Raw genomic sequence first — 25,864 nt, 5'->3', positions numbered from 1 at the left:
CCTTATCACCTTTCCAAATTTGTTACGCAGTAACAGTTTCTTCACCTTGTTTTGCTTCAAGGATCGCGTCTGCCATTTTAGATGTAAGAAGTTTTACAGCACGAATTGCATCATCGTTTGCTGGGATAACGTGATCGATTTCGTCTGGATCACAGTTTGTATCAACGATACCGATGATTGGAATGTGTAATTTGCGTGCTTCAGCAACTGCAATACGCTCTTTACGAGGGTCTACTACGAATAATGCACTTGGAAGACCTTTCATATCTTTAATACCGCCTAAGAATTTCTCAAGACGCTCTAACTCTTTTTTAAGTTGAACAACTTCTTTCTTAGGAAGTACTTCGAAAGTACCATCTTCTTGCATTCTTTCGATGTCTTTAAGACGCTTGATACGCTTTTGGATTGTTTGGAAGTTTGTTAAAGTTCCACCTAACCAACGTTGGTTAACGAAGTACATACCAGCACGAGTTGCTTCTTCTTTAATAGCTTCTTGTGCTTGTTTTTTAGTACCTACGAATAAGATGTCTCCACCTTCAGCAGCGATGTCACGCATCGTTCTGTAAGCTTCCTCAACTTTTTTCACAGTTTTTTGTAAGTCGATGATGTAGATACCGTTACGCTCTGTGAAAATGTAACGCTTCATTTTTGGGTTCCAACGACGAGTTTGATGTCCGAAATGAACACCAGCTTCAAGCAATTGCTTCATAGAAATTACTGACATAATTTAGTTCCTCCTAAATGGTTTTTGATATCCTCCGTTTACTTCAACTCTAAGCGAAACTACAAACGTAGCACCAACACTTAAATCAGTAAACGTGTGTACTTTGTACTGACACCACTGCTTACTATATCATACTGAAATATTACAATCAAGTCGAAAATGCGAACAATGTAAAACTTTCTTTTTTTCACGCTCGAATTCTAGTATTCCCAACCTTCACTTCCTTTAAGCAAGGCGGTGAAGGTTAATTAATAGTTTTCTAATGAACGTTGTCATGACGCCTTACGTAAGCAAAATCATTCTCTTAAAAAAACAAAAAACTCTCCTCAACCGAGGAGAGTTTTTATATAAATTAGTTTGTTTTTAATTTAGCAAGTTCCTGTAGAAACTTGTCGTTTAGCACTTTAATGTATGTTCCTTTCATACCTAAAGAACGAGACTCAATAACACCAGCACTTTCTAATTTACGTAGTGCATTTACGATTACAGAACGAGTAATTCCTACGCGATCAGCAATTTTACTTGCAACAAGTAAACCTTCTGTTCCATTTAATTCTTCGAAGATGTGCTCAATTGCTTCTAACTCACTGTAAGATAATGAGCTGATCGCCATTTGAACAACAGCTTTACTACGTGCTTCCTCTTCGATTTCTTCTGCTTTTTCACGTAAGATTTCCATACCTACAACAGTTGAGCTGTACTCAGCAAGGATTAAATCATCATCTAAGAACTCTTGACCAAGACGAGCTAATACTAATGTACCTAGACGCTCACCGCCACCAACGATTGGTACGATTGTAGTTAAACCTTGACCGAATAATTCTCTGTTTTCTACCGGGAATGCTGTATAAGCACTGTTCACATCTAAGTTTGAAGATGTTTCTGTAATGTTGAATAAGCTTTGTGTATATTCTTCTGGGAACTGACGCTCTGCAAGCATTTGTTTCATACGCTCGTTTTCGATTTGTTGGTGAATTGCATAACCTAGTAATTTACCACGACGACTTACAACGAACACGTTTGCTTCAATTACTTCACACATTGTGTCAGACATTTCTCTAAAGTTTACAGGCTTCCCTGCTGCGCTCTGTAATAACGCATTTAATTTTCTCGTTTTTGCTAATAATTCCATTTCAAAAGTTCCTCCTACATGTTACTTACATATTTTTTCATCACTTGGAAACTAGGGCGAGTCACCTGATGACACTATTACAAAATAAACTGGCTCACATCTTTATTTTTAGCAATTGTTGCTAATTTCTCCTCAACGTATTGAGGTGTTATCGTTATTTTCTCTAACGTAATTTCAGATGCTTCAAACGATAAATCTTCAAGGAGTTTCTCCATAATCGTATGAAGTCTTCTTGCTCCAATATTATCTGTATCCTGATTAACTTGATAAGCAATCTCAGCAATCTTACGAATAGCTTCGTCTGAAAATTCAATTTCTATACCTTCAGTCGCTAATAATGCCATATATTGTTTAATTAACGCATTGTCAGGCTCGATTAATATTTTAACAAAATCGTCTGTCGATAATTTTGTTAATTCTACTCGAATCGGAAATCTCCCTTGCAATTCCGGAATTAAATCCGACGGTTTAGACATATGGAACGCTCCAGCTGCAACGAATAAAATATAATCCGTTTTTACTGATCCGTATTTTGTCGCAACATTCGACCCTTCTACAATTGGTAAAATGTCACGTTGCACACCTTCACGTGATACATCTACGCTATTCGACTGCTTACCAGCAATTTTGTCAATTTCATCGATAAAAATAATCCCGAGCTGTTCAGCACGATAAACAGCCTCTTGTGTAACTTCATCCATATCAATTAAGCGCTGTGCCTCTTCATTTGTCAAGAGTTTTCTCGCTTCTTTTACAGAAAGTTTACGTTTTTTCGTTTTTTTCGGCATAAAACTTCCTAATGCATCTTGGAAATTCATACCCATTTGTTCCATACCCGTTCCTTGTAACATATCAAACATTGAAGACTGTTGCTCAGTCACTTCAATCGATACAATTTCTTCTTCAAGAAGTCCTGCAGCAAGTTTTCTTTCCACGTCTAGACGTTTCTTTTCGATTTCAGCATCTTCCTGTGCATCAGATGTTTGATTCGAATTTTGAGCACCGCCAAAAAGCATTTCTAACGGGTTTTTAAATCCAGATTGCTTCTCCGGACTCGGCACTAAAATTTCAACAAGACGTTGATTCGCTTGCTCTTCTGCTTTATCTTGAACTTTCACTACCATTTCTTCTTTTACGATGCGAACTGACGTTTCCACAAGGTCACGTACCATCGACTCTACATCTCTACCCACATATCCAACTTCTGTGAATTTCGTAGCTTCAACCTTAATAAAAGGTGCTCCAACGAGTTTCGCCATTCGTCGTGCTACCTCTGTTTTCCCAACACCTGTCGGTCCAATCATCAAAATATTTTTAGGTGCTATTTCATCACGTAAATTTTCAGCTAATTTACTACGACGGTATCGATTTCTCAACGCTACAGCAACCGCTTTCTTTGCATCTTTTTGACCGATGATGTATTGATCTAATTTTTCCACAATTTGGCGCGGAGTAAAATGTAAATGCATATAAAATGCCTCCCTTACGATTCTACAATTCTTCAACAATTATGTTGTGATTCGTATAAACACAAATATCTCCAGCAATCTCTAAACTCGCTTTCGCAATTTGTTTCGCTGTTAAGTGTTCACTTGCATATTGCTTTAAAGCACGACCTGCAGAAAGTGCATAATTCCCACCTGATCCAATTGCTAAAATACCATCATCCGGTTCAATCACTTCTCCTGTACCTGAAACAAGGAGCATAGTTGTTTTATCCATGACAATGAGCATCGCTTCTAGCTGACGTAACATTTTATCGCCACGCCATTGTTTTGCCATTTCAACAGCAGCACGCTGCAAGTTGCCATTATACTCTTCTAATTTTCCTTCAAACATTTCAAAAAGAGTAAATGCGTCAGCAACTGAACCTGCAAAACCAGCTAAAACTTTACCTTGGAAAAGTTTGCGAACTTTACGAGCTGTATGTTTCATTACAACAGCATTTCCCATTGTCACCTGGCCATCTCCAGCCATTGCACATTCTCCATTATGATGAACTGCAAATATCGTTGTAGCGTGGAAATTCCCCATAGAAAAAACTCCTTTATATGTTTTTATAGCTTTAATAGCAATTTATGCCCGCGGGTGATGCTTCATGTAAACAGAACGCAATCTTTCTTTAGAGACATGCGTATAAATTTGTGTCGTCGACAAATTTTCATGACCTAACAGCTCCTGTACAGTACGTAAATCCGCCCCCTCATCTAACATGTGTGTAGCAAATGTATGCCTTAACATATGGGGACTTATCCGCATTGTCAATGAAGCCTTCTTAATGAGTTCGTTTAATACATAACGTACACCCCGACTTGTTAGCGGCGTACCTTTCGCATTTAAAAATACCATATGAGAGTGTTCTTCAGTCTTGTTAGCTAACTGTTTTCTCCCGTTCTCTATATAAGTAATTAAAGCATCTTGTGCATAACTTCCGAACGGAATATACCTTTGTTTTTTTCCTTTTCCCATCACTAAAATTGTTCCCACTGCGAAGTCAATATCGGTAAGTTGTAAATTGGTACATTCACTCACACGGATCCCAGTTGCATACATCAACTCTAATAACGCTTGATTCCTTTGACCTAGCGGTGTTTCCGTATCAGAAACTTCAAATAATTCCTCTAATTCTTCAGCATATAAAAACTTTGGGATTGACAATTCTTTTTTGGGGAGTGACGCAAGTGCAAACGGATTATCTTTCCGATAACCTTCACGCATCAAAAAACGATATAAACTTCGTAAGCTTGATACTTTTCTTGCGACAGATTTACGGGCTAACTTTTCATCGTGTAACGTTGTTAAGTACAAACGAACATCCGCGTATGTAACATCTAAAAAAGAGGATATGCCTTCTCGCTCCATAAATTGCACAAAATGTTCTAAATCATTTTGATAACTTGCAATTGTATATTTTGAATAATTTCTTTCAATTTGTAAATATCCAACGAATAATTGTAACAATTTCTTCACATTCACATAATTCACCTCAATAAAGGCTACTAAATCGTATCACAACTTAGTAGCCTTTGCAAGAAATTCAACTAAATATTTACAAAATTTTGAATTGTTTCTAAAGCGCGTGTTGCATATGCTTCATTTCGTTCTGCTTTCTTCTTAATTTTCTTCTCCAACGGCGCAAACAAACCGAAGTTTGCATTCATTGGTTGGAAGTTTTTCGCATTTGTCGCAGTAATATAATTCGCCATACTTCCCATTGCAGTTACAGGTGGTAACACAACCGGTTCTTCACCTTTCACAAGTCGAGCAGCGTTAATACCCGCTAGTAATCCTGACGCCGCCGATTCAACATATCCCTCTACTCCAGTCATTTGACCAGCGAAGAATAAATCATCACGTTGTTTATATTGATATGTTGGACGAAGCAAGTTAGGTGAATTAATAAACGTATTACGATGCATTACACCGTAGCGTACAATTTCTGCGTTCTCCAGTCCTGGAATTAACTGTAACACTTCTTTTTGTGGTCCCCACTTTAAATGCGTTTGGAAACCTACAATATTGTATAACGTTCCCGCTGCATCATCTTGACGTAACTGAACAACAGCATATGGCGTTTTCCCTGTTTTCGGATCTTCTAATCCAACAGGTTTCATTGGTCCAAATACTAGCGTCTGTCTTCCTCTGCTTGCCATAACTTCCACTGGCATACAACCTTCAAAGAAAATTTCCTTTTCAAATTCTTTTAAAGGTACTGTCTCAGCAGCAATTAAAGCTTCATAAAAACGATCAAATTCTTCTTCTGTCATCGGACAGTTTAAATATGCCGCTTCCCCTTTATCATAACGAGACTTTAAATATACTTTGTTCATATCAATGCTGTCTTTTTCAACGATTGGTGCTGCTGCATCGTAGAAATAGAAATAATCTTCACCTGTTAGTTCTTTTAATTGTGCAGAAAGATCAGGAGACGTAAGTGGACCTGTCGCAATAATAGTTGGTCCTTCTGGAATTTCAGTGATTTCTTCATTCATAACAGTTACGTTTGGATGATTTTTCACATACTCAGTTACTTTTGCTGCAAATTCATGACGATCTACAGCTAAAGCCCCTCCTGCTGGTACAGAACACTCATCAGCTGCACGAATAATAACAGAGTCCATTAGGCGCATTTCTTCTTTAATAACCCCAACAGCATTCGTTAATGTATTCGCACGAAGCGAGTTACTGCATACTAGTTCCGCAAATTTATCTGTGTGGTGAGCTGGCGTTTGTCGTACCGGCCTCATTTCATATAATTTCACTTGGACACCACGTTTTGCAATTTGGTAAGCTGCTTCGCTTCCTGCAAGACCTGCGCCAACGACGTTTACTACTTGTGTTGTCATATATATCACCTTTCCTTTTCTTCCCGAAAAAAATGTGAGCAGTTACGCTCACATTTGTTGTTCTTCTTCATAATCACACGAAATACATTGTACTTGCACGCCTTTTTTCAACTTCTTCTCTACAAGCATACCTTCGCACTTCGGACATTTACGGCCAATTGGCTTATCCCAAGATACAAAGTCACACTCTGGATACGTACCGCACCCATAGAAAAGACGTTTCTTTTTATTACTTCGACGTTCAATAATTTGTCCTTTATCACACTTCGGACAAGTAACACCAATTTCTTTCACAATCGGCTTTGTATTACGACAATCTGGGAAATTCGAACATGCCATAAACTTCCCGTATTTACCCATTTTAAAGACCATTGGGTGCTCACATAATTCACAGTCTTCCCCAGCTGGTTCATCTTTAATTTCCACTTCACGCATTTCTTTTTCCGCTTTTTCTAAGCGCGGTTCAAATCCTACGTAGAAATCATCAACAATTTTCACCCAATTTGCATTTCCTTCTTCTACTTCATCAAGGCTTTGCTCCATGTTGGCAGTAAATTCAATGTTAATAATTTCTGGGAAAAACTCTAAAATAAGTTCGATTACTATTCCACCAAGCTCAGTCGGAACGAAGCGTTTATTATCTAAACCAACGTATCCTCGTTTTTGGATTGTTTCAAGTGTCGGTACATAAGTAGACGGTCTCCCAATTCCAAGCTCTTCAAGTGTCCTTACTAGACGAGCCTCTGTATAACGCGGCGGAGGCTGTGTGTAATGTTGCTTCGGTTCTAAATCTTTTGAAAATACAGTTTCCCCTACTTCTAAAGGTGGCAACATTTTATCTTTTTCTTCCGCACCATCATCTTTCGACTCTACATACACTTTCATAAATCCTGGGAACTTTACAAGCGATCCACTTGCACGGAACTGAACATTATTATTAATGAGTCTCGCTGTAACAGTATCCATTATAGCAGATGCCATTTGACTTGCAACAAATCGCTCCCAAATCAGTTTATACAAACGTAATTGATCACGACCTAAGAAACTTTTTAGTTCCTCTGGCTTTCTCATTACCGAAGTAGGACGAATCGCCTCATGCGCATCTTGTGCATTCGACTTTTTCGTTTCTTTCTTCTTCTCTGTCCCTATGTATTCCGCACCAAACGACTCTGTAATATAAGTACGAGCCTCTGTTTGAGCTGTTTCTGAGATCCTTGTTGAATCGGTTCTCATATACGTAATAAGACCTACAGTCCCTTGTTTTCCAAGATCTATCCCTTCATACAATTGCTGCGCAAGCATCATTGTTTTCTTTGCTCGCATATTTAATTTACGTGCGGCTTCTTGTTGCAAGGAAGATGTTGTAAACGGTAATGCTGGATTACGCTTCCGCTCTTTTCGCGTTACATTTTCAACCGAAAACGCATTATCTTTCATCTTTTCGATTATTTCGTTCACTTGTTCTTCGTTCGTTAATTGAACTTTTTCACCATCTACACCGTAAAAGCTTGCTTCAAATGTGTCTTTACCTTTCACAAATTCTGTTTTAATTGTCCAGAATTCTTCAGGTTCAAAGTTTTGAATTTCTCTTTCACGTTCGATAATTAAACGAACTGCTACAGATTGTACGCGTCCTGCACTTAATCCTTTTTTTACTTTCTTCCATAATAAAGGACTAATATTGTAACCAACAAGACGATCGAGTATACGCCTTGCTTGTTGCGCATCTACTAAATCCATATTAATTGCCCGAGGATGTTTAAATGATTCTTTTATTGCATCTTTTGTAATCTCATTAAATACCACTCGGCAATCTGATTCAACGTCCACATTTAACGTATTTGCTAAATGCCAAGCAATTGCTTCCCCTTCGCGGTCTGGATCGGCCGCGAGATAGACTTTCTTTGCTTTTTTTGCCGCTGATTTTAAATCTTTTAAAACGGGACCTTTACCACGAATGGTAATATACTTCGGGGTGAAGTTATTCTTTACTTCTATCCCCATTTGGCTTTTAGGTAAATCGCGAACATGTCCCATGGACGCAACGACTTTGTATTTTTTCCCTAAATATTTCTCAATGGTCTTCGCCTTAGAAGGCGACTCCACGATTACGAGGTAATCTGACATGCTAGTGCCTCCTTAAGAGGTGGATTCAAGTCTTCATCAATCTTATTGATTTCTCTTGTTTTTGTCAATCAAGAATGAATATACCATACAGTGACAATCTACCATTTGTCAATAATTGTTTAATAAAAACATAAAAATATATGGCTAATTTATAATTTCCTCCAGGATATCCTCTGCATTTCGTACTAATTTTGCACCTTGTTGAATAAGATAATTCGTTCCTGATGCACTATCTATAAATATTGGTCCAGGAAGGGCAAATACCTCTCTATTTTGCTCTAATGCAAGGTCTGCAGTAATAAGTGATCCACTTCTTGATTTTGCTTCTACAACTAAAACCCCTTTACTTATTCCACTAATAATTCGATTTCTTTTTGGAAAATACCATTTTTTCGGTGCATAATGCGGCGGATACTCTGTCAATAACAATATATAGTCTTTCCACGTGTCATATAACCGTCTATTCTCTTTCGGATACATATAAGATAATCCATGTCCTAAGATTGCAATAGTCGGGAAATGCTGACTTACTGTGACTTCGTGAGCAATCTTATCTATCCCTTTTGCAAACCCACTAACAATAAGCCACTCCTTTTCAAGTAAAGGGTGTAAAATAAATTTCATACTCTTCTTTCCGTATAAAGACGGGTCTCTCGTCCCAACAATCGCTAATTTATTTACTTTACTAAGAAAATCCCTCTCCCCTTTTCCATATAAAACAAAAGGAGGATCTTGTATTTCTCGCAATAATTTTGGATAATCCTCATCCCATATAGTCATATAAAACATTCGATTTTTTTCTAAATAGGAGATATATTGTGGGAGACTTGCATTCTGAAGAAAATTTACTAGTTCTGAAGATTTTTTCGAGGATATTCCAGCGTAATATTCAAATTGCTCTGCACTAAAAGTGTACATCCTATTCAATTCCGGATCAACATATAGTATCCTCTCCATCGCTTTCCAATGATCCGCCAACACGTAATGTAGGTGCAATAATCGTTCTCTTTTCATCTTAATTCTCCTTACCCATAATTTTTATTATGTAAACAGGAAAAGTGTAAAAAGACACCCTCAAACAAGAAGGTGTCTTTCAAAAAGATTAATAGTTTTTACAAGTTTCAAATAATCCCTTTTCTTTTAAAACAGAGATTAATGTTTCACCCATAACAGCTGGCGTTTCAGCAACTTTAATACCACAAGCTTCCATTGTTTTAATCTTTTCCGCAGCAGTTCCTTTACCGCCAGAAATGATTGCACCGGCATGGCCCATACGTTTGCCTTCAGGCGCAGTTTGGCCACCAATGAAGCCGACAACTGGTTTTGTCATATTAGCTTTTACCCACTCAGCTGCTTCTTCTTCTGCCGTACCGCCGATTTCACCAATCATAATTACAGCATGTGTTTCTTCATCTTCATTAAATGCTTTTAACGCATCAATAAAGTCTGTACCGTTAACAGGGTCCCCACCGATACCTACAGCAGTAGATTGGCCAATACCTTCTTGTGTTAACTGATGTACAGCTTCATACGTTAATGTACCAGAGCGAGATACGATACCCACATGACCTTTTTTATGAATGTATCCTGGCATAATACCAATTTTACATTCATCAGGTGTAATGACACCAGGACAGTTTGGTCCAAGTAAACGTGTATGTTTACCTGCCATATATCTCTTTACATTTACCATATCTAATACAGGGATTCCTTCAGTAATACATACTACTAAATCAATCTTTGCATCAACTGCTTCCATAATTGCATCAGCCGCAAAAGCGGGTGGAACGTATACAACTGAAGCATTTGCGCCTGTTGCTTTCACTGCATCTTCTACAGTATCAAATACTGGTACACCTTCAATATCAGTGCCACCTTTACCTGGCGTTACACCACCGACAATTTTCGTACCGTATTCAATCATTTGTTTTGTATGGAATAATCCTTGAGAACCTGTAATACCTTGAACAATAACTTTTGTATCTTTATTAACTAATACGCTCATTTTTCTCCCCCGCTTTCTATTAGCCCACTAGTGAAACAATTTTTTGTGCACCGTCTGCCATAGATTCTGCTGCAACAATATTTAAGCCAGACTCATTTAAAATCTTCTTACCTAACTCTACGTTTGTACCTTCAAGACGTACAACTAAAGGTAACTCAAGACCTACTTGCTTCGTTGCTTCAATAACACCTTCTGCAATAACATCACACTTCATAATGCCACCAAAAATGTTAACGAAGATACCTTTTACATTTTTGTCAGAAAGGATAATTTTGAATGCTTCTGTAACTTTTTCAGCTGTTGCGCCGCCACCAACATCTAAGAAGTTAGCTGGGTCACCATGGTAATGTTTAATGATATCCATTGTAGCCATTGCTAAACCTGCACCATTAACCATACAACCGATATTTCCATCTAAAGGAATGTAGTTTAAGTCATATTTAGAAGCTTCAATTTCTTTTGAATCTTCTTCATCAAGATCACGAAGTTCTAAAATGTCTTTATGGCGATATAACGCATTAGAATCGAAGTTTAATTTCGCATCTAAAGCCATAACTTTACCGTCACCTGTTGTAACAAGTGGATTAATCTCAGCGATAGAGCAATCTTTTTCGATAAACGCACTATATAAGCCCATCATAAACTTCACAGCTTGTCCTACAAGCTCTTTTGGAATATTGATGTTAAACGCGATTCGACGTGCTTGGAAACCTTGTAAACCTACTGCTGGATCAATATATTCTTTAAAGATTTTTTCAGGTGTTTTTTCTGCTACTTCTTCAATTTCTGTTCCACCTTCTTCAGATGCCATTAAAACAACTTGAGAAGTTGCACGATCTAATACAAGACCTACATAATATTCTTTTTTAATATCGCAACCTTCTTCGATAAGTAAGCGTTTTACTTCCTTACCTTCAGGACCTGTTTGATGCGTCACAAGTGTAGTTCCTAAAATGCTTTCTGCATATGTACGAACTTCTTCTAAATTTTTCGCAACTTTTACTCCGCCAGCTTTGCCGCGTCCACCAGCGTGAATTTGTGCTTTAACTACACATACTTCCGTTCCTAATTCTTTAGCTGCTTCTACAGCTTCTTCTACTGTAAATGCAACCTTCCCGTTCGGAACGCTAACCCCATAGCTTCTAAGGACTGCCTTACCTTGGTACTCATGGATATTCATGGTCCCATCCTCCCCTGTTTTCCTGTTTTACTCGAAAAGTTTTTTAATGTTTAAAAAACATTACATTGCCATTGTATAAGATGATTGGCACGCTGTCTACAATAAAGTGTCAGAAAACTGAAATCGCTTTATTCTTTTTTGAAAATAATAATGTTCATATACCAAAATAAAAAAATAAGCTGTATATTCACAGCTTATTTTTAAATCATATCTTTAATTGGCGCAAATGATTTCCGATGTTCCTCTAACACTCCATGTAATTCAATCGCTTCTAAATGCTGTTTCGTCCCATACCCCATATGTTGTTCAAATCCATATGCAGGATACTTTTTTCCTAACTCTTTCATCATACGATCCCTTGTCACTTTCGCAATAATAGATGCAGCTGAAATAGATATACTTTTCGCATCACCTTTAATGATTGATGTTTGCGGAATTGATGTAGGCAACTTCATCGCATCGATTAATAAATATTCTGGTGTACATGATAAATTAGCAACTGCATCTAACATCGCTTGCTTTGTTGCTTGATAAATATTGATTTCATCAATAATTTGTGGTGATACAATTCCAACTCCAATTGCAATCGCATGCTCTTTAATTTCATCATAAAAACGCTCTCGTTTCGCTTCACTCAACTTTTTCGAGTCATTTAATCCTGGAATATAAAATTCTTCCGGAAGGACCACAGCAGCTGTCACAACAGGTCCAGCTAACGGTCCTCGTCCCACTTCATCAATGCCCGCAATATACGTGATTCCTTTTTCACGCAAAGCATGTTCATACTTAGACATTTCTAGAAATTTCTCTTTTTCCTTGTGTGCCAACTCTTTTTGTTTATACCACTTCAAAATTAATTTTTGAACACCTTTTCTCTCGTCTTTCACTAACATTTGAAAACGCTCATCTTCTTCATTTATAATTTCTTGTAGCAAACATTCGGCTTCTTGTATAGTTATTTTTTGCATCTATCTATACTCCTTTTTAAACGTATCCAAAAAGAAAAGACGCACAAACGCATGTCTTATATTTCTTCTGCTTTTTCCACATCTTCTACCTGCTCTGCAAACTCTTCTGGTGTTTCAAACGTCATTTTTCCAAGTTTACCACCACGAAGCTCACGAAGTACAAGTTCAGATGTTTTATCATAATCAATCATGCCGCCACCCATTAGGCAACCTCTGTTTTTTCCGATTGCATCAAATAACTCCACAATATCTTCTGGAATGTCATTTAAATTATATCGCTCTTTTAATCGTTCTGGATAATGTTTCTCCATAAAGCGTAATGCATAAACAGCTACATCTTGTAGATTTAAAATAGAGTCTTTAATTGCACCAGTCGTAGCTAGACGTAAACCAACTAATTGATCTTCAAATTTAGGCCACAAAATACCTGGTGTATCAAGTAGCTCCATTTCTTTTCCAACTTTAATCCACTGCTGAGCTGTAGTTACTCCAGGACGATCTCCTGTTTTCGCGATATTTTTCTTCGCTAATTTATTAATCAAAGTGGATTTACCAACATTTGGAATACCTACAATTAAAGCACGAATCGCTCTCGGTCTAATACCTTTAGCAACCATTTTATCGAATTTTTCTTTAACAAGGATTTTACAAGCTGCTGCAATTTCTTTCATACCTTGTCCAGCTTGCGCATTAATTGAAATTGCCTTATGGCCCTTTTCTTTAAAATATGCAATCCATTGTTTCGTTAAACGATCATCTGCCATATCCGCCTTATTTAAAACAACCAGCCTCGGTTTATGTGTAATAATTTCATCAATCATCGGATTTCGAGAAGATAAAGGTAATCGAGCATCTACAAGCTCAATTACAACATCGATTAACTTTAATTTTTCTGTTACTTGGCGTCTAGCCTTTGCCATATGCCCTGGGAACCATTGAATTGCCATGTTGCCACCTTCTTTTTCTGTTATTTCACAATACGTGCATCTTTTAACGGCCAATATAACATATTTGCATTACCAATTACTTGGTCCACTGAAATTGTACCAATTGTCCGGCTATCTTTACTAAAACGGCGATTATCACCTAAAACAAATAATTGACCTTCTGGGACAGTTTTCTTTCCAGTCATTTCTTCCAGAGTAAAATCATATGTAAGCGGTCCGTCAGAAATTTGTTTTTTTTGTTTGTCTAAGTACGGCTCCTCATAAGCTTTTCCATTAACGTATAGTTTATCATTACGATATTCGATTTCATCGCCTGGTAGGCCGATAATACGCTTAATATAATCTTTTTCTTCCGTCGCTCGAAATACAATAATATCAAAGCGCTTCGGATCACCTATGTGATAACCTATTTTATTAACAATCATTCGATCACGATCATGTAAAGTTGGTGACATCGATACACCATCTACGAGAATTGGCGCAAAGAAAAACTGTCTAATAACGCCCGCTAATACAATTGCAATCAAAATTGCTTTGATCCATTCCCAAAGTGAACTCTTTTCTTTCTTCATGCATTTCCCCTCCACAGTTATGTAAGCTGCTCGTATTATATCAAAATTTTATATAGATTGGAAAAAGGGAGCTTGCGCATTTACAAGCTCCCATACATGTCTTATCGAATTTCTTTAATACGTGCTTTTTTACCGCGAAGGTTACGTAAGTAGTATAACTTAGCACGACGTACTTTACCACGGCGAAGTACTTCGATGTTCGCGATTCTTGGCGTGTGAACTGGGAATGTACGCTCAACACCTACGCCGTAAGAAATCTTACGAACTGTGAATGTTTCACTGATTCCGCCACCACGACGTTTGATTACAACACCTTCGAAAAGCTGAATTCTTTCACGAGTTCCCTCAACTACTTTTACGTGTACACGTAAAGTGTCTCCAGGACGGAATGAAGGAAGGTCAGTTTTTAATTGGCCTTTTGTAATTTCTGCGATTAATTGTTGCATATTAAATTCTCTCCTTTAAACAGATGCTCTTATAAAGTCTTAATAAATTACAGCGGAACATCGTTAATACGGCTACTGATTTCAGTAGCACAAATGTTATAATAGCATATTGCTAGGACTGTTGCAACAGAAAATATATCAAGCCCTTATTGGTCTTTTTTAATTTGCTCCAGCCATTTCTCTTCCTGCTTAGATAATTCTCGCTCTTCTAGTAAATCTGGTCTACGCGTATACGTACGACGCAAGGATTCTTTATGGCGCCATTCATCAATGTTTTTATGATTTCCTGACATTAATACATCCGGTACCTTCATACCACGAAAATCAGCAGGACGTGTATAATGTGGGTGTTCTAACAAACCTGTGCTAAAAGAATCTTCCACTTGTGACGTTTGATTCCCTAGTACTCCTGGCAGGAGACGTACAACACTATCAGTAATCACCATTGAGGCTAGTTCTCCACCCGTCAATACGTAATCACCAATAGAAATCTCATCTGTTACAAGATGTTCACGAACTCGTTCATCGTACCCTTCATAATGGCCACATACAAAAATAACATGCTCTTCTTCAGCAAGCTCTTCTGCCTTCCTCTGCGTAAAACGCTCTCCTTGTGGACACATTAAGACGATTCTCGGTTTACGGTCTGTTTCCTTCGTTAACTCTTCCACCGCATCAAAGATAGGCTGAGGGGTTAATACCATCCCAGCGCCCCCACCATACGGATAATCATCTACACTATTATGCTTACTAGTTGTATAATCACGGAAATTGACAACACGAAGCTCTACCGCTTCTTTTTCTTGTGCTTTCTTTAAAATTGAAGACCCAAACACACCTGTAAACATATCTGGAAACAATGTTAAAATGTCAATCTTCATTATAGCAATCCTTCCATTACATGAATGGTTACTAATTTATTCTCAATATTAACTTGAAGCACAACGTCATCAATATAAGGAATTAAAAGATCTTGACCTTTTGGACGTTTAATCACCCATACATCATTCGCACCAGGAGATAAGATCTCTTTGATCGTTCCTAACGCTTCTCCTTCTTCCGTTACAACACTACAACCAATAATTTCATGATAGTAGTATTCACCTTCAGCTAGTTCGCCTAACTGCTCTTCTGGTACTTTTATTAAAGAACCTTTCAACTTCTCTACTTCATCTACATTGTTGTATCCTTCAAGTGTTAATAAATCAAATGTCTTATGTTGACGATGAGAAGTTACCTTCACTGGAAGATAGTCTGTGTCTTTCTCATTACATATGTATAACGTGTTTCCTACTTTATATCGCTCTTCTGGAAAATCAGTACGAGAAATTACACGAATTTCTCCTCTTACGCCATGAGTATTTACAATTTTCCCTACGTTAAACCATTTTGTCATAAATAGTATGTCACCCCTGGTTTCTATATAAATTAAGCATCTCCATTTCACATATGGAACATGCAACTTCTCTTTAAATGTTAAAAAAGGGAGAGGAATTAACTCCTCGCCCTTTTTACGTTTATTGAATTTCCAGTGTTACTTTTTCATCATTATGATGTCCCACTGAATACAAGAGCATTCGAATTGCTTTCGCAACCTTCCCTTGCTTTCCAATGACTTTTCCAGCATCCTCAGGATGTACAGTTAATCGATACTTTATCTCTCCGTTGCAAAGTTCCTGTGTAACTTTTACATCTTCAGGATGATCGACAAGAGGCTTGACAATCGTCTCGACTAACTTCTTCATAGTCATTGCCTCAATTACTTACCTTGTTTAGATAAGTGGAATTTCTCCATGATACCTTGGTTAGAGAATAAGTTACGAACTGTATCAGACGGTTTAGCACCGTTTCCTAACCATTTTAATGCTGCTTCTTCGTTGATCTTAACTTCAGCTGGTTGAGCAACCGGATTGTAAGTACCGATTTCCTCAATGAAACGTCCGTCACGAGGAGAACGAGAATCTGCAACAACTACACGATAGAAAGGAGTTTTTTTAGCTCCCATACGTTTTAAACGAATTTTAACTGCCATTTATAAAGCACCTCCGAATTTATTTCACACAGATAATTATATTAGCAAAAAGACTATTGCTTTGTAAAGTATTTTTTCTTAACAGAGCCATCTTTTTTCCTTACATGAATGGAAACTTCATTCCACCTAGTCCTTTTTTCTTACCTTTTTGCATACCAGTCATCGTTTTCATCATTTTCTTCATATCATCGAATTGCTTGATTAGACGATTGATTTCTTGTACGGTTGTACCGCTACCTTTGGCAATGCGTTTTTTTCGACTAGCGTTAATTATTTCCGGTTGTTCTCGTTCTAATTTAGTCATAGAACGAATAATTGCCTCAATATGCCCAATTTGTTTTTCATCAACTTGTGCATTTTTCAGCCCTTTAATTTTATTTGCACCAGGAAGCATTCCTAACAATTCGTCAAGCGGTCCAAGTTGACGCACTTGTCCAAGTTGTTCTAGGAAATCGTCAAGTGTAAACGAAAGCGTACGCATTTTTTGCTCAAGTTCTTTTGCTTTCTCTTCATCAACTGTAGCTTGCGCTTTTTCAATTAATGTTAAGACGTCGCCCATCCCTAAAATACGGGATGCCATACGCTCTGGATGGAACGCTTCAATCGCATCTAGCTTTTCACCCATACCAGCAAATTTAATTGGTGTGTTTGTTACAGCCTTAATAGATAATGCCGCACCACCGCGCGTGTCACCATCTAATTTCGTTAATACAACACCTGTTAAACCTAACTGTTCATGGAAACTTTGTGCTACATTTACCGCGTCTTGTCCTGTCATCGCATCGACAACAAGGAAAATTTCATCCGGTTTCGCAACTTCTTTCACTTTCGCTAGTTCATCCATTAGTTCTTCATCAATATGCAGGCGACCCGCTGTATCAATTAAAACATAATCATGATGATCTTCTTTTGCTTTTGCAATCGCTTGTTTCGCAATTTCAACTGGACTTACTTGATCTCCTAAAGAGAAAACAGGCATGTCCAATTGCTTCCCTAATGTTTCAAGCTGTTTAATCGCTGCTGGACGGTAAATATCTGCTGCAACAAGCATCGGTTTACGATTATACTTTTTACGAAGTAAATTCGCAAGCTTACCTGTTGTCGTTGTTTTACCCGCACCTTGCAGACCAACCATCATAATAACAGTCGGTGGCTTATTAGCAACAGCAATTTTGCTTTGCTCTCCGCCCATAAGTTCTGTAAGTTCTTCCTGTACGATTTTAATTACTTGTTGTCCAGGTGTCAAACTTTTCATTACATCTTGTCCGACAGCACGCTCAGACACACGCTTTATAAAATCTTTTACTACTTTAAAGTTAACATCTGCTTCTAAAAGAGCTAGACGAACTTCTCTCATCATTTCTTTCACATCGGCTTCAGAAACTTTTCCTTTGCCGCGGATTTTTTGCATTGTCTGTTGAAGTCGGTCGGCTAATCCTTCAAATGCCATATTGCCGCCCTCCTAATCTAATTTTTCGATAGCTTCAACAACTTGTTTCATTTCTTCATTCACATGCTCTTCTTCGCTGATTAGCTGTTTTAGCTTTGCAACAAGTCGCTGTCGCTCTTGAAACTTTTGAAGTAATACTAATTTATCTTCATATTCTTCAAGCATCGCTTCAGTCCGTTTAATGTTATCATACACGGCTTGGCGGCTTACATCAAATTCTTCCGCAATTTCACCAAGAGATAAATCATCTAGATAATAAAGCGACATATAACTTCTTTGTTTTTGCGTTAACAACGATTGATAAAAATCAAATAAATAGTTCATTCTCGTTGTTTTTTCGAGCATGTTGGATCATCCTTTGTTAAGTGATTTCCCTTTACATGAATTAGTTTACATGGAGTATAAAAGAGTGTCAAGTTTTTTTCTTACACTTCTTCAGTTTCTACCAAGTTCGCGAATAAGCCATACACATATTGTTCTGGATCAAATTGCTGCAGATCATCCATTTGCTCTCCTAATCCAACAAACTTCACCGGTACATCCATTTCGTTACGAATTGCTAATACGATACCACCTTTAGCCGTTCCATCTAACTTCGTTAAAACAATACCAGTAACATTCGTTGCTTCACGGAATGTTTTCGCTTGACTTAAACCATTTTGTCCTGTTGTTGCATCAATAACAAGTAATACTTCATGAGGAGCTCCTGGTACTTCACGCTCAATTACACGCTTCACTTTCTCTAACTCTTTCATTAAGTTGACTTTATTTTGCAGGCGCCCTGCTGTATCACATAGCAATACATCCACTTTACGGGCCTTCGCTGCCTGTACAGCATCGTACATAACAGCCGCCGGGTCAGACCCTGATCCTTGTTTAATTACTTCTACACCAACACGATCGCCCCATACTTCTAATTGTTCAATCGCTCCAGCACGGAATGTATCTCCTGCCGCCAATAGGACAGACTTACCTTCCGATTTAAATTTATGTGCGAGCTTACCAATTGTCGTCGTTTTTCCTACACCATTAACACCAACAAATAAAACAACTGTTAATTGATCCTCTTGTATATTAACTTCATTACTAAAGTCGCTATCACCTTTGTAAATTCCCACTAACTTCTCAGAAATCACAGCCTGTACTTCTTTTGGATCTTGAATGTTACGACGTTGCACTTCTTCTTTCAACTGATCAATTAATTCCATTACTGTCGAGACTCCAACATCTGCACTAATTAAAATTTCTTCTAATTCCTCAAAGAAATCTTCGTCTATTTTACGGTAACGATACACTAAATCATTTACTTTATCAGCAAATGAATTTCTTGTTTTTTCCAATCCTTGTTTAAACTTCTCTGTTACTGTATCTGTTTGTTTTGAAATTTTTTCTTTTAATTTTTTAAAAAAGCTCATACTTCCCATCCTTCCTATTTACTTGCTACAAGTTCTTCGCCATCACCTAAACGAACAGAAACAAGCTTAGATACCCCTGATTCTTGCATTGTTACACCGTACAATACATCAGACTCTTCCATTGTACCTTTTCGGTGTGTAATTACAATAAACTGCGTTTCATCACTAAATTTCTTTAAATACTGCGCAAAACGAGCAACATTAGCCTCATCAAGAGCCGCTTCTACTTCATCTAGCACACAGAATGGGACTGGGCGTACTTTTAAAATACCAAATAAGAGCGCAATTGCCGTCAAAGCACGCTCTCCACCTGAAAGTAAACCTAAGTTTTGTAGTTTCTTCCCTGGTGGTTGCGCTACAATATCAATACCAGTATTTAATAAATCTTCTGGATTTGTCATTACTAAATCCGCTCTTCCGCCTCCGAATAATTCAGAGAATACAGATTGAAACTCCGTTCGAATTCCTTCGAATGTAGTAGAAAAGCGTTTTTTCATCTCTTCATCCATTTCCGTAATAAGTTGATGTAACGTCGATTTCGCTTCTTCCAGGTCATCTCTTTGCTCTAGTAAGAATGTATGACGTTCTGCTACACGTTCGTATTCATCAATTGCCCCTAAGTTTACTGCGCCTAACTCTTCAATGGATAGTTTAATTAATTTCACCTTTTTACGCGCATCTTCTGCTGGCATCGTCATTGTATACTTCAGTTTTGCTGCTTCAAATGAAATAGTATATGTTTCACGTAAATGTTGCAATCTATTTTCCAACTCTACATCAAGTCGGTTAATTTTCACTTCTTGATCTTTCAACATCTCAAGAATATATTTATGTTTACCTATTGTTTCTTTCACACCGCGTTCTAAATGCTCCACTCTCTCTTGCAATGATACGCGTTGTTCACGACGCGAACGAATTAAATCCGAAGTTTGATTACGATCATACGCTTTCTTCTCTATCATATTCGTAATTTGGTCTTCGCCACTTGAATTAGACGTCATCTCTTGTTTTAAGAACGCTAAATCTTCTTTCGTTTTTACAAGCGTCGTATCAGTCTCTTCTTTTTCCTTCGTTAATCGTTCAACTTTTTCTTTTTGATTAGATAAACGTTGTTGTTGTTCAGCTGCTTGTACTTTTAGCTCAGTCATTTCCTTCTGAACTTTCTCTTTTGAAGAATGTTGCTCACTTTTTTGTTTCGTTAATGCGACGATTTTGCCATCTAATTCCGAGATTTCTGCTTGAAGAGTTGCTAAAATCTTTTCTAACTCTCCTTTACGCCCTTGCATTTTCACTTGATCTTGTAAAAATCCTTCTATCTCTAAATCGTATATAGATAAACGATCATTAATTCGATGCTCTTCTAATTCTAATCGATTAATTTCTTCTCTTAATTTCTGTTCATCTACACGCTCAGTTTCTACACCTTGGCGCAGTTCGCGTATTTTCACTTCTTTTTCTTGAATCTCTTGCTTTACTGCTTTAACAAAGTTTTCTAGCTTCGTTGTTTTTTCTTCCATATCAGCTAGCTTTTTAGTCCATTCTTCAAGTTCACGCTGGCGCCCTAATAATGAAGATTTCGCCTGTTTTACAGCCCCACCAGTCATAGAACCACCAGGATTCACTACGTCACCTTCAAGTGTTACAATACGATAGCGATATTGTAATTGTTTCGCCAATTCATTTGCACCGCGTAAATCTTTCGCAACAACAACAGTACCTAATAGGCTTGAAACTACATTCTCATATTTATTGTTGTACTGCACAAGTTCTGCCGCTACACCGACAAATGCTGGGTGTTGATTCACAATGCGTAATTGTTCAAATGATAACGATCTACTTTTAATAACAGCTTGAGGTAAAAACGTTGCACGACCATGTTTATTTTGCTTTAAAAATGCAATTGCATTACGAGCATGTTCTTCTGTTTGTACTACGATATGTTGCATCGCTGCCCCAAGGGCGATTTCCATCGCAATTTCATATTCTTTCGGCACAGTCAGAAGTTCTGCAACAGCTCCCTCGATACCTTGCAATCTATTTTCTCTAGCCTTTAATACTTCACGTACCCCTTGATAGAAACCAGAATAGTCCTCTTGCATTTCTTCTAGCATTTCTTTTCGAGAACGCGCCTGTTGCACAAATTGATACGCTTGATACAGTTTCGTTTCATTTTCACTATACTGAGACTTACATTTCCCAAGTGCCGTTTCTGTCTTCTGTATGTTAGAAATAATGCCAGCTACTTTCTCCTTCACTTGCTCATGACTTTCTACAAGTTTCGCTTTTTTCGCTGTAATTTCCATACGCATCTGTACATATTTTTCATTTTCTTCATCAAGGCGTTCATTTTTAGAATTTTGCTGTTTAGATTGTTCTTCAATCATAGATAATTCATTACGCAGACTTGCTTGTTGATTTAAAAGTTCAATATAATCACCTTTTAAATTCTCAATCTGTTCCTCTAGATTCACGGCAAAAGTTGCAAGTAGTTGCTCATTATCATGCAATTTCTTCTCCAACTCTTTTACTTGATTCACAAATTGCATTAACGCTTTGGTACTTGTTTCAATTTCACCATCATAACTTTGAGCTTTCTCTACCAATTCAACAATCAACTTTTCAAGCTGCGCACAATGCGTCGTCGCATTTTGCTTTCTTTCCTTTAACAACTCACGCTGCCCTTCTAGTTTTTCTAGCTCTTTACTAGAAAGAAGAAGAACTTCTTGTAAGGAGTTTACAGATTCATCAACCGCTTGTAATTGTCCACGTAATTCCTCAAGCTCTTCTTCACTTTTTTGTAAATTCGTCGACATCTTAACTTCTTCATCTTTATTATGCCCAAATTGATTTCGAAGCGCTTCCCACTTTTCATGTAATTCTTCAATTTCATGTACAATAAGCGCCGCTTCTACTTTTTCTAATTCTTCTTTTTTCTCAAGAAAATCTTTCGCTATAGAAGCTTGTCTTTCTAGTGGTTCTACTTGACTACTCAATTCATGTATAATATCTTGCACACGATTTAAGTTTTCTTGTGTTTCTGCTAATTTCCCTTCGGCTTTCTTTTTACGAAGTTTATATTTCAGCACACCAGCAGCCTCTTCAAATACACCACGACGTTCTTCTGATTTACTACTTAAAATCTCTTCGACTTTCCCCTGGCTAATAATTGAAAAAGCTTCTCTTCCCATACCAGAGTCCATGAATAAATCAATAATATCTTTCAGTCTACAAGATTGTTTATTAATATAAAAATCACTATCACCCGAACGAGATACACGACGTGTTACACACACCTCGTTATATTCAATCGGTAATCGTTGGTCTTCATTATTTAAAGTTAATGTTACTTCAGCAATATTAACCGCTCTTCTCGTATCACTACCCGCAAAAATAATATCCTCCATTTTTGCACCGCGTAATGACTTTGCAGATTGTTCACCAAGTACCCAGCGAATCGCATCAGTAATATTACTTTTCCCGCTCCCGTTAGGTCCTACTACAGAAGTTACACCTGGAACAAAATCGACAGATACACGCTCAGCAAAAGATTTAAATCCTGCTATTTCTAATCTTTTTAAAAACACGAAAGGCCTTCCTCCTATTCTCCGTTGTCGTAAACATTGTCTGTACGAAAACAAGCTACTATACGGATTTCCCACTCCTTTTATTTATAAACAAAAGGAAAGTTTCATTCTATGCATAAGGAATCCCCCTCATTCAAAGGGGGATTCCTCATGATTGTTCTTTTAATTTTTTCAATGCTTCTGCAGCAGCTTGTTGCTCTGCCTCTTTTTTTGACTTACCACTTCCAAGACCTAATGCCTCATTATTTAAAGTTACACGTGACACAAATTCTCGGTTATGGGCCGGTCCTTTTTCTTGCAAAATTTGATACTCAATATTGCCACTACCATCACGCTGAATCAATTCTTGCAATTGACTCTTATAATCCATCACATGAGAAAAAGCACCTTCATTAATTTTCGGATATACAACTTCTTTTAAGAATCCCCAAACTGTTTCAAGCCCTTGATCAAGATAAAGGGCACCAATAAACGCTTCAAAGACATCCGCTAATAAAGCTGGTCGTTCACGTCCACCCGTCATTTCCTCACCTTTCCCTAATAAAACAAGGCTACCAAATGACAATTCATTTGCAAAACGAACAAGAGATGGCTCACATACAATAGCTGCACGTAGTTTTGTTAACTCTCCTTCGCTCATTGTCGGATATTTTTGAAACAGATACTGTGATACAGTGAGTTCCAATACAGCATCACCAAGAAATTCAAGACGCTCATTGTCCTCATGCGGTTTTTTTCGATGCTCATTCACATACGATGAATGCGTAAATGCTTGAATCAATAATTTTTCATCTGAAAACGTAATTCCTATCTCTTCTTGAAATACTTTAAACGCTTCACGATATTTTGTTTCGTATTTTTTTTCTCTATGTTTTCGGTACGGCATAGGTCCCTCCAGATATAAGCCGAGAAGCCCCGCTAAAAAACGGGACTTCACTTAAGCATTATAGATGACTCTCTATGTAAGTCACAGCATCGCCAACAGTAGCAATCTTTTCAGCATCTTCATCAGAAATTTCCATTTCGAATTCATCTTCCAATTGCATTACAAGTTCTACTACATCTAGGGAGTCTGCGCCTAAATCTTCTTTAAAGCTCGCAGCTGGTACTACTTCAGTTTCTTCTACACCTAAACGATCAACGATGATTTTTGTTACACGCTCTAAAACGTCTGCCATTCCATTCACCTCCCCTCAAATATTATATAAAATATTGTCCAAAAAAACTAGGTGAAATCGATTCTTTTATTACATTACCATTCCGCCATCAACATTTAACGTTTGTCCTGTAATATATTTGCTTTGATCAGCAGCAAAAAACGTTACAGTATTTGCGATATCTTGCGCTTCACCAAACTGAGCTGTAGGAATTAACTTTAACATTTCGGCTTTTATATTTTCATCTAATACATCCGTCATATCAGTCGCAATAAACCCTGGAGCAATTGCATTTACAGTAATATTTCGGCTCGCTAATTCTTTTGCTGATGTTTTTGTTAATCCAATTACACCAGCTTTAGCAGCAACATAGTTTGCTTGTCCTGGGTTTCCTGTTACTCCGACAACAGAAGCAATATTAATAATACGTCCATGACGTTGACGCATCATATAACGAGATACTGCCTTCGTACATAAGAAAACACCTTTTAAGTTTGTATTAATAACTGTATCCCATTCTTCTTCTTTCATACGCATTAATAAATTATCTTTTGTTACACCAGCGTTATTTACAAGAATATCTACTTGTCCAAACGTATCTACAGTTTGTTTCACCATATTCGTAACATCTTCAGCATTTGCAACATCTGCTCTTACCGCAATAGCATCTGAACCTAATTTCTTTATTTCATCGACTACTTCATTCGCCTTTTGCTCATTACCAGCATAATTTACTACAACATTCGCCCCTTGTTTTGCTAAATCAATCGCAATCGCACGACCAATTCCACGTGAAGCGCCAGTTACTAATGCTACTTTCCCTTTTAACATCAGTTTTCTCCTCTCAAATTCGAAATGGTATCTTTTAATGTCTCTTCGTCATATATCGCATATGCTTTCACAGAAGAGTCAATCGACTTCATAAGACCAGCAAGTACTTTTCCAGGGCCGATTTCAATAAATGTATCTACCCCTTGATTCACCATATACTCAATGGATGGATACCATAATACAGGCGAATAGAGCTGTTCAATCAGCTTTTCTTTAATATCTGTACCACGTGTAATAACGTCCGCTGTAACATTTGCAATAACAGGAATATTCGTGTCTTGAATTGTAATTTCATTTAAAACACTTTGGAATCTCTCAGCAGCTGGCTTCATAAGTGAGGAATGAAACGGTCCACTTACTTTAAGAGGAATTGCTCTTTTAGCACCATTTTCTTTCGCTCTTTGAGAAGCAAGTTCTACTCCTTGATTTGTTCCAGAAATAACAATTTGCTTCGTGCTATTCATATTAGCAATTTGCACCGCATGTCCTTCACTTGTTACTTCTTCTGTAACTTGTTTCAGCATTTCCGGATCAGCACCTAAAATAGCTGCCATTGCACCTTCCCCACCCGGAACGGCTTCTTCCATATATTCCCCGCGTTTCCTTACAGCATATACAGCATCTTCGAAAGTTAATGCATCCGCTGCCACAAGAGCGCTATATTCACCTAAACTATGTCCTGCTACGAAATCAGGTGTAATATCGTACTCCTTCAAAGCTGTCAAAATTGCATAACTCGTCGTTAATAATGCCGGCTGCGCATTTGTCGTTAATGTAAGCTTTTCCTGTGGCCCTTCAAAAATCACTTCTGAAAGTGAATCTTGCAGAACTTCATCCGCTTTCGCAAACACTTTCGCAACCTCGTTATTATTCTCCGCTAACTGTCTACCCATTCCAACTGCCTGTGAACCTTGGCCCGGAAAAAGAAATGCTAGTTTTCCCATTTCA

The 25,864-nt window shown here is 37.7% G+C and carries 26 protein-coding genes; all 26 read right to left on the bottom strand.

Annotated features, from left to right (window positions below; translation table 11 throughout):
- Nucleotides 1–22: 22 nt before the first annotated feature.
- The 26 genes from rpsB to fabD all read right to left on the bottom strand — a co-directional run bounded on the left by rpsB (nt 23) and on the right by fabD (nt 25,860).
- A complete protein-coding gene (rpsB, locus tag JDS80_RS03535) occupies nt 23–724 on the bottom strand; it encodes a 30S ribosomal protein S2 (RefSeq protein ID WP_000111485.1) in 702 nt (233 codons plus the stop codon).
- A gap of 352 nt (nt 725–1,076) precedes the next feature.
- Nucleotides 1,077–1,856, bottom strand: a complete 780-nt coding sequence (codY, locus tag JDS80_RS03530) for a GTP-sensing pleiotropic transcriptional regulator CodY (RefSeq protein ID WP_000421290.1) — start codon at nt 1,854–1,856, stop codon at nt 1,077–1,079.
- 77 nt (nt 1,857–1,933) lie between these two features.
- On the bottom strand, nt 1,934–3,325 hold the full coding sequence (gene hslU / locus JDS80_RS03525) for an ATP-dependent protease ATPase subunit HslU (RefSeq protein ID WP_071746785.1): 1,392 nt from the start codon (nt 3,323–3,325) through the stop codon (nt 1,934–1,936).
- A 22-nt stretch (nt 3,326–3,347) separates the two neighbouring features.
- Complete coding sequence (hslV, locus tag JDS80_RS03520; RefSeq protein ID WP_000526272.1) at nt 3,348–3,890, bottom strand: ATP-dependent protease proteolytic subunit HslV; 543 nt, start codon at nt 3,888–3,890, stop codon at nt 3,348–3,350.
- A gap of 42 nt (nt 3,891–3,932) precedes the next feature.
- Nucleotides 3,933–4,832 carry a tyrosine recombinase XerC gene (gene xerC / locus JDS80_RS03515; protein WP_071746786.1) on the bottom strand — a complete coding sequence of 300 codons (900 nt, stop codon included), beginning with the start codon at nt 4,830–4,832 and terminating at the stop codon, nt 3,933–3,935.
- 65 nt (nt 4,833–4,897) lie between these two features.
- A complete protein-coding gene (gene trmFO, locus JDS80_RS03510; protein WP_199637100.1) occupies nt 4,898–6,202 on the bottom strand; it encodes an FADH(2)-oxidizing methylenetetrahydrofolate--tRNA-(uracil(54)-C(5))-methyltransferase TrmFO in 1,305 nt (434 codons plus the stop codon).
- 48 nt (nt 6,203–6,250) lie between these two features.
- On the bottom strand, nt 6,251–8,329 hold the full coding sequence (topA, locus tag JDS80_RS03505) for a type I DNA topoisomerase (protein ID WP_199637098.1): 2,079 nt from the start codon (nt 8,327–8,329) through the stop codon (nt 6,251–6,253).
- 144 nt (nt 8,330–8,473) lie between these two features.
- Nucleotides 8,474–9,343 (bottom strand): DNA-processing protein DprA, encoded by an 870-nt coding sequence (gene dprA, locus JDS80_RS03500; RefSeq protein WP_199637096.1) that lies wholly within the window; start codon nt 9,341–9,343, stop codon nt 8,474–8,476.
- Nucleotides 9,344–9,431: 88 nt separating this feature from the next.
- Entirely contained in the window at nt 9,432–10,334 is a 903-nt protein-coding gene (gene sucD, locus JDS80_RS03495) for a succinate--CoA ligase subunit alpha (RefSeq protein ID WP_000115185.1), read from the bottom strand.
- Nucleotides 10,335–10,353: 19 nt separating this feature from the next.
- A complete protein-coding gene (sucC, locus tag JDS80_RS03490) occupies nt 10,354–11,514 on the bottom strand; it encodes an ADP-forming succinate--CoA ligase subunit beta (protein ID WP_001020797.1) in 1,161 nt (386 codons plus the stop codon).
- A gap of 200 nt (nt 11,515–11,714) precedes the next feature.
- A complete protein-coding gene (locus tag JDS80_RS03485) occupies nt 11,715–12,482 on the bottom strand; it encodes a ribonuclease HII (RefSeq protein ID WP_071746790.1) in 768 nt (255 codons plus the stop codon).
- Nucleotides 12,483–12,538: 56 nt separating this feature from the next.
- Nucleotides 12,539–13,429, bottom strand: a complete 891-nt coding sequence (gene ylqF, locus JDS80_RS03480; RefSeq protein ID WP_071746791.1) for a ribosome biogenesis GTPase YlqF — start codon at nt 13,427–13,429, stop codon at nt 12,539–12,541.
- Between the two features lie 20 nt (nt 13,430–13,449).
- Nucleotides 13,450–14,001: a signal peptidase I gene (lepB, locus tag JDS80_RS03475; RefSeq protein WP_000711850.1), complete on the bottom strand. Its 552-nt coding sequence runs from the start codon at nt 13,999–14,001 to the stop codon at nt 13,450–13,452.
- Nucleotides 14,002–14,102: 101 nt separating this feature from the next.
- Complete coding sequence (gene rplS / locus JDS80_RS03470; protein ID WP_001186517.1) at nt 14,103–14,447, bottom strand: 50S ribosomal protein L19; 345 nt, start codon at nt 14,445–14,447, stop codon at nt 14,103–14,105.
- A 146-nt stretch (nt 14,448–14,593) separates the two neighbouring features.
- Entirely contained in the window at nt 14,594–15,328 is a 735-nt protein-coding gene (trmD, locus tag JDS80_RS03465; RefSeq protein ID WP_071746793.1) for a tRNA (guanosine(37)-N1)-methyltransferase TrmD, read from the bottom strand.
- Nucleotides 15,328–15,843, bottom strand: a complete 516-nt coding sequence (gene rimM / locus JDS80_RS03460; RefSeq protein WP_071746794.1) for a ribosome maturation factor RimM — start codon at nt 15,841–15,843, stop codon at nt 15,328–15,330. Before rimM ends, trmD begins: the two co-directional genes overlap by 1 nt.
- A 121-nt stretch (nt 15,844–15,964) precedes the next feature.
- Entirely contained in the window at nt 15,965–16,192 is a 228-nt protein-coding gene (locus tag JDS80_RS03455; RefSeq protein ID WP_199637094.1) for a KH domain-containing protein, read from the bottom strand.
- Nucleotides 16,193–16,206: 14 nt separating this feature from the next.
- Nucleotides 16,207–16,479, bottom strand: a complete 273-nt coding sequence (rpsP, locus tag JDS80_RS03450; RefSeq protein ID WP_000268750.1) for a 30S ribosomal protein S16 — start codon at nt 16,477–16,479, stop codon at nt 16,207–16,209.
- A 100-nt stretch (nt 16,480–16,579) separates the two neighbouring features.
- Complete coding sequence (gene ffh, locus JDS80_RS03445) at nt 16,580–17,929, bottom strand: signal recognition particle protein (RefSeq protein ID WP_071746795.1); 1,350 nt, start codon at nt 17,927–17,929, stop codon at nt 16,580–16,582.
- Nucleotides 17,930–17,941: 12 nt separating this feature from the next.
- Nucleotides 17,942–18,274: a putative DNA-binding protein gene (locus JDS80_RS03440; RefSeq protein WP_000891061.1), complete on the bottom strand. Its 333-nt coding sequence runs from the start codon at nt 18,272–18,274 to the stop codon at nt 17,942–17,944.
- A gap of 80 nt (nt 18,275–18,354) precedes the next feature.
- The gene (ftsY, locus tag JDS80_RS03435) at nt 18,355–19,344 is read right to left on the bottom strand and encodes a signal recognition particle-docking protein FtsY (protein WP_000007653.1); all 990 of its coding nucleotides are present in this window, start codon (nt 19,342–19,344) and stop codon (nt 18,355–18,357) included.
- A gap of 14 nt (nt 19,345–19,358) precedes the next feature.
- Nucleotides 19,359–22,928, bottom strand: a complete 3,570-nt coding sequence (gene smc / locus JDS80_RS03430; RefSeq protein ID WP_199637092.1) for a chromosome segregation protein SMC — start codon at nt 22,926–22,928, stop codon at nt 19,359–19,361.
- 148 nt (nt 22,929–23,076) lie between these two features.
- Nucleotides 23,077–23,814: a ribonuclease III gene (gene rncS, locus JDS80_RS03425; RefSeq protein WP_071746797.1), complete on the bottom strand. Its 738-nt coding sequence runs from the start codon at nt 23,812–23,814 to the stop codon at nt 23,077–23,079.
- Between the two features lie 58 nt (nt 23,815–23,872).
- Nucleotides 23,873–24,106 (bottom strand): acyl carrier protein, encoded by a 234-nt coding sequence (gene acpP / locus JDS80_RS03420; RefSeq protein ID WP_000786062.1) that lies wholly within the window; start codon nt 24,104–24,106, stop codon nt 23,873–23,875.
- 69 nt (nt 24,107–24,175) lie between these two features.
- Nucleotides 24,176–24,916, bottom strand: a complete 741-nt coding sequence (gene fabG, locus JDS80_RS03415; RefSeq protein WP_071746798.1) for a 3-oxoacyl-[acyl-carrier-protein] reductase — start codon at nt 24,914–24,916, stop codon at nt 24,176–24,178.
- A complete protein-coding gene (fabD, locus tag JDS80_RS03410) occupies nt 24,916–25,860 on the bottom strand; it encodes an ACP S-malonyltransferase (RefSeq protein WP_199637090.1) in 945 nt (314 codons plus the stop codon). Before fabD ends, fabG begins: the two co-directional genes overlap by 1 nt.
- Between the last annotated feature and the right edge of the window lie 4 nt (nt 25,861–25,864).

This window comes from Bacillus cereus group sp. N8, assembly GCF_016483685.1.
Classification (GTDB): domain Bacteria; phylum Bacillota; class Bacilli; order Bacillales; family Bacillaceae_G; genus Bacillus_A; species Bacillus_A proteolyticus.
This window is presented reverse-complemented; position numbering and strand designations above follow the sequence as displayed.

Excerpts from the sequence above, each read along its gene's own strand:
- topA (WP_199637098.1), bottom strand. The coding sequence starts at position 8,329 with ATGTCAGATTACCTCGTAATCGTGGAGTCGCCTTCTAAGGCGAAGACC.
- trmFO (WP_199637100.1), bottom strand. The coding sequence starts at position 6,202 with ATGACAACACAAGTAGTAAACGTCGTTGGCGCAGGTCTTGCAGGAAGC.
- rncS (WP_071746797.1), bottom strand. The coding sequence starts at position 23,814 with ATGCCGTACCGAAAACATAGAGAAAAAAAATACGAAACAAAATATCGT.
- ftsY (WP_000007653.1), bottom strand. The coding sequence starts at position 19,344 with ATGAGCTTTTTTAAAAAATTAAAAGAAAAAATTTCAAAACAAACAGAT.
- hslV (WP_000526272.1), bottom strand. The coding sequence starts at position 3,890 with ATGGGGAATTTCCACGCTACAACGATATTTGCAGTTCATCATAATGGA.
- sucD (WP_000115185.1), bottom strand. The coding sequence starts at position 10,334 with ATGAGCGTATTAGTTAATAAAGATACAAAAGTTATTGTTCAAGGTATT.
- sucC (WP_001020797.1), bottom strand. The coding sequence starts at position 11,514 with ATGAATATCCATGAGTACCAAGGTAAGGCAGTCCTTAGAAGCTATGGG.
- rpsB (WP_000111485.1), bottom strand. The coding sequence starts at position 724 with ATGTCAGTAATTTCTATGAAGCAATTGCTTGAAGCTGGTGTTCATTTC.
- acpP (WP_000786062.1), bottom strand. The coding sequence starts at position 24,106 with ATGGCAGACGTTTTAGAGCGTGTAACAAAAATCATCGTTGATCGTTTA.
- codY (WP_000421290.1), bottom strand. The coding sequence starts at position 1,856 with ATGGAATTATTAGCAAAAACGAGAAAATTAAATGCGTTATTACAGAGC.
- rplS (WP_001186517.1), bottom strand. The coding sequence starts at position 14,447 with ATGCAACAATTAATCGCAGAAATTACAAAAGGCCAATTAAAAACTGAC.
- lepB (WP_000711850.1), bottom strand. The coding sequence starts at position 14,001 with ATGAAGAAAGAAAAGAGTTCACTTTGGGAATGGATCAAAGCAATTTTG.
- dprA (WP_199637096.1), bottom strand. The coding sequence starts at position 9,343 with ATGAAAAGAGAACGATTATTGCACCTACATTACGTGTTGGCGGATCAT.
- ylqF (WP_071746791.1), bottom strand. The coding sequence starts at position 13,429 with ATGGCAATTCAATGGTTCCCAGGGCATATGGCAAAGGCTAGACGCCAA.
- fabG (WP_071746798.1), bottom strand. The coding sequence starts at position 24,916 with ATGTTAAAAGGGAAAGTAGCATTAGTAACTGGCGCTTCACGTGGAATT.
- hslU (WP_071746785.1), bottom strand. The coding sequence starts at position 3,325 with ATGCATTTACATTTTACTCCGCGCCAAATTGTGGAAAAATTAGATCAA.
- rimM (WP_071746794.1), bottom strand. The coding sequence starts at position 15,843 with ATGACAAAATGGTTTAACGTAGGGAAAATTGTAAATACTCATGGCGTA.
- rpsP (WP_000268750.1), bottom strand. The coding sequence starts at position 16,479 with ATGGCAGTTAAAATTCGTTTAAAACGTATGGGAGCTAAAAAAACTCCT.
- JDS80_RS03485 (WP_071746790.1), bottom strand. The coding sequence starts at position 12,482 with ATGCAAAAAATAACTATACAAGAAGCCGAATGTTTGCTACAAGAAATT.
- JDS80_RS03455 (WP_199637094.1), bottom strand. The coding sequence starts at position 16,192 with ATGAAGAAGTTAGTCGAGACGATTGTCAAGCCTCTTGTCGATCATCCT.
- fabD (WP_199637090.1), bottom strand. The coding sequence starts at position 25,860 with ATGGGAAAACTAGCATTTCTTTTTCCGGGCCAAGGTTCACAGGCAGTT.
- ffh (WP_071746795.1), bottom strand. The coding sequence starts at position 17,929 with ATGGCATTTGAAGGATTAGCCGACCGACTTCAACAGACAATGCAAAAA.
- JDS80_RS03440 (WP_000891061.1), bottom strand. The coding sequence starts at position 18,274 with ATGCTCGAAAAAACAACGAGAATGAACTATTTATTTGATTTTTATCAA.
- trmD (WP_071746793.1), bottom strand. The coding sequence starts at position 15,328 with ATGAAGATTGACATTTTAACATTGTTTCCAGATATGTTTACAGGTGTG.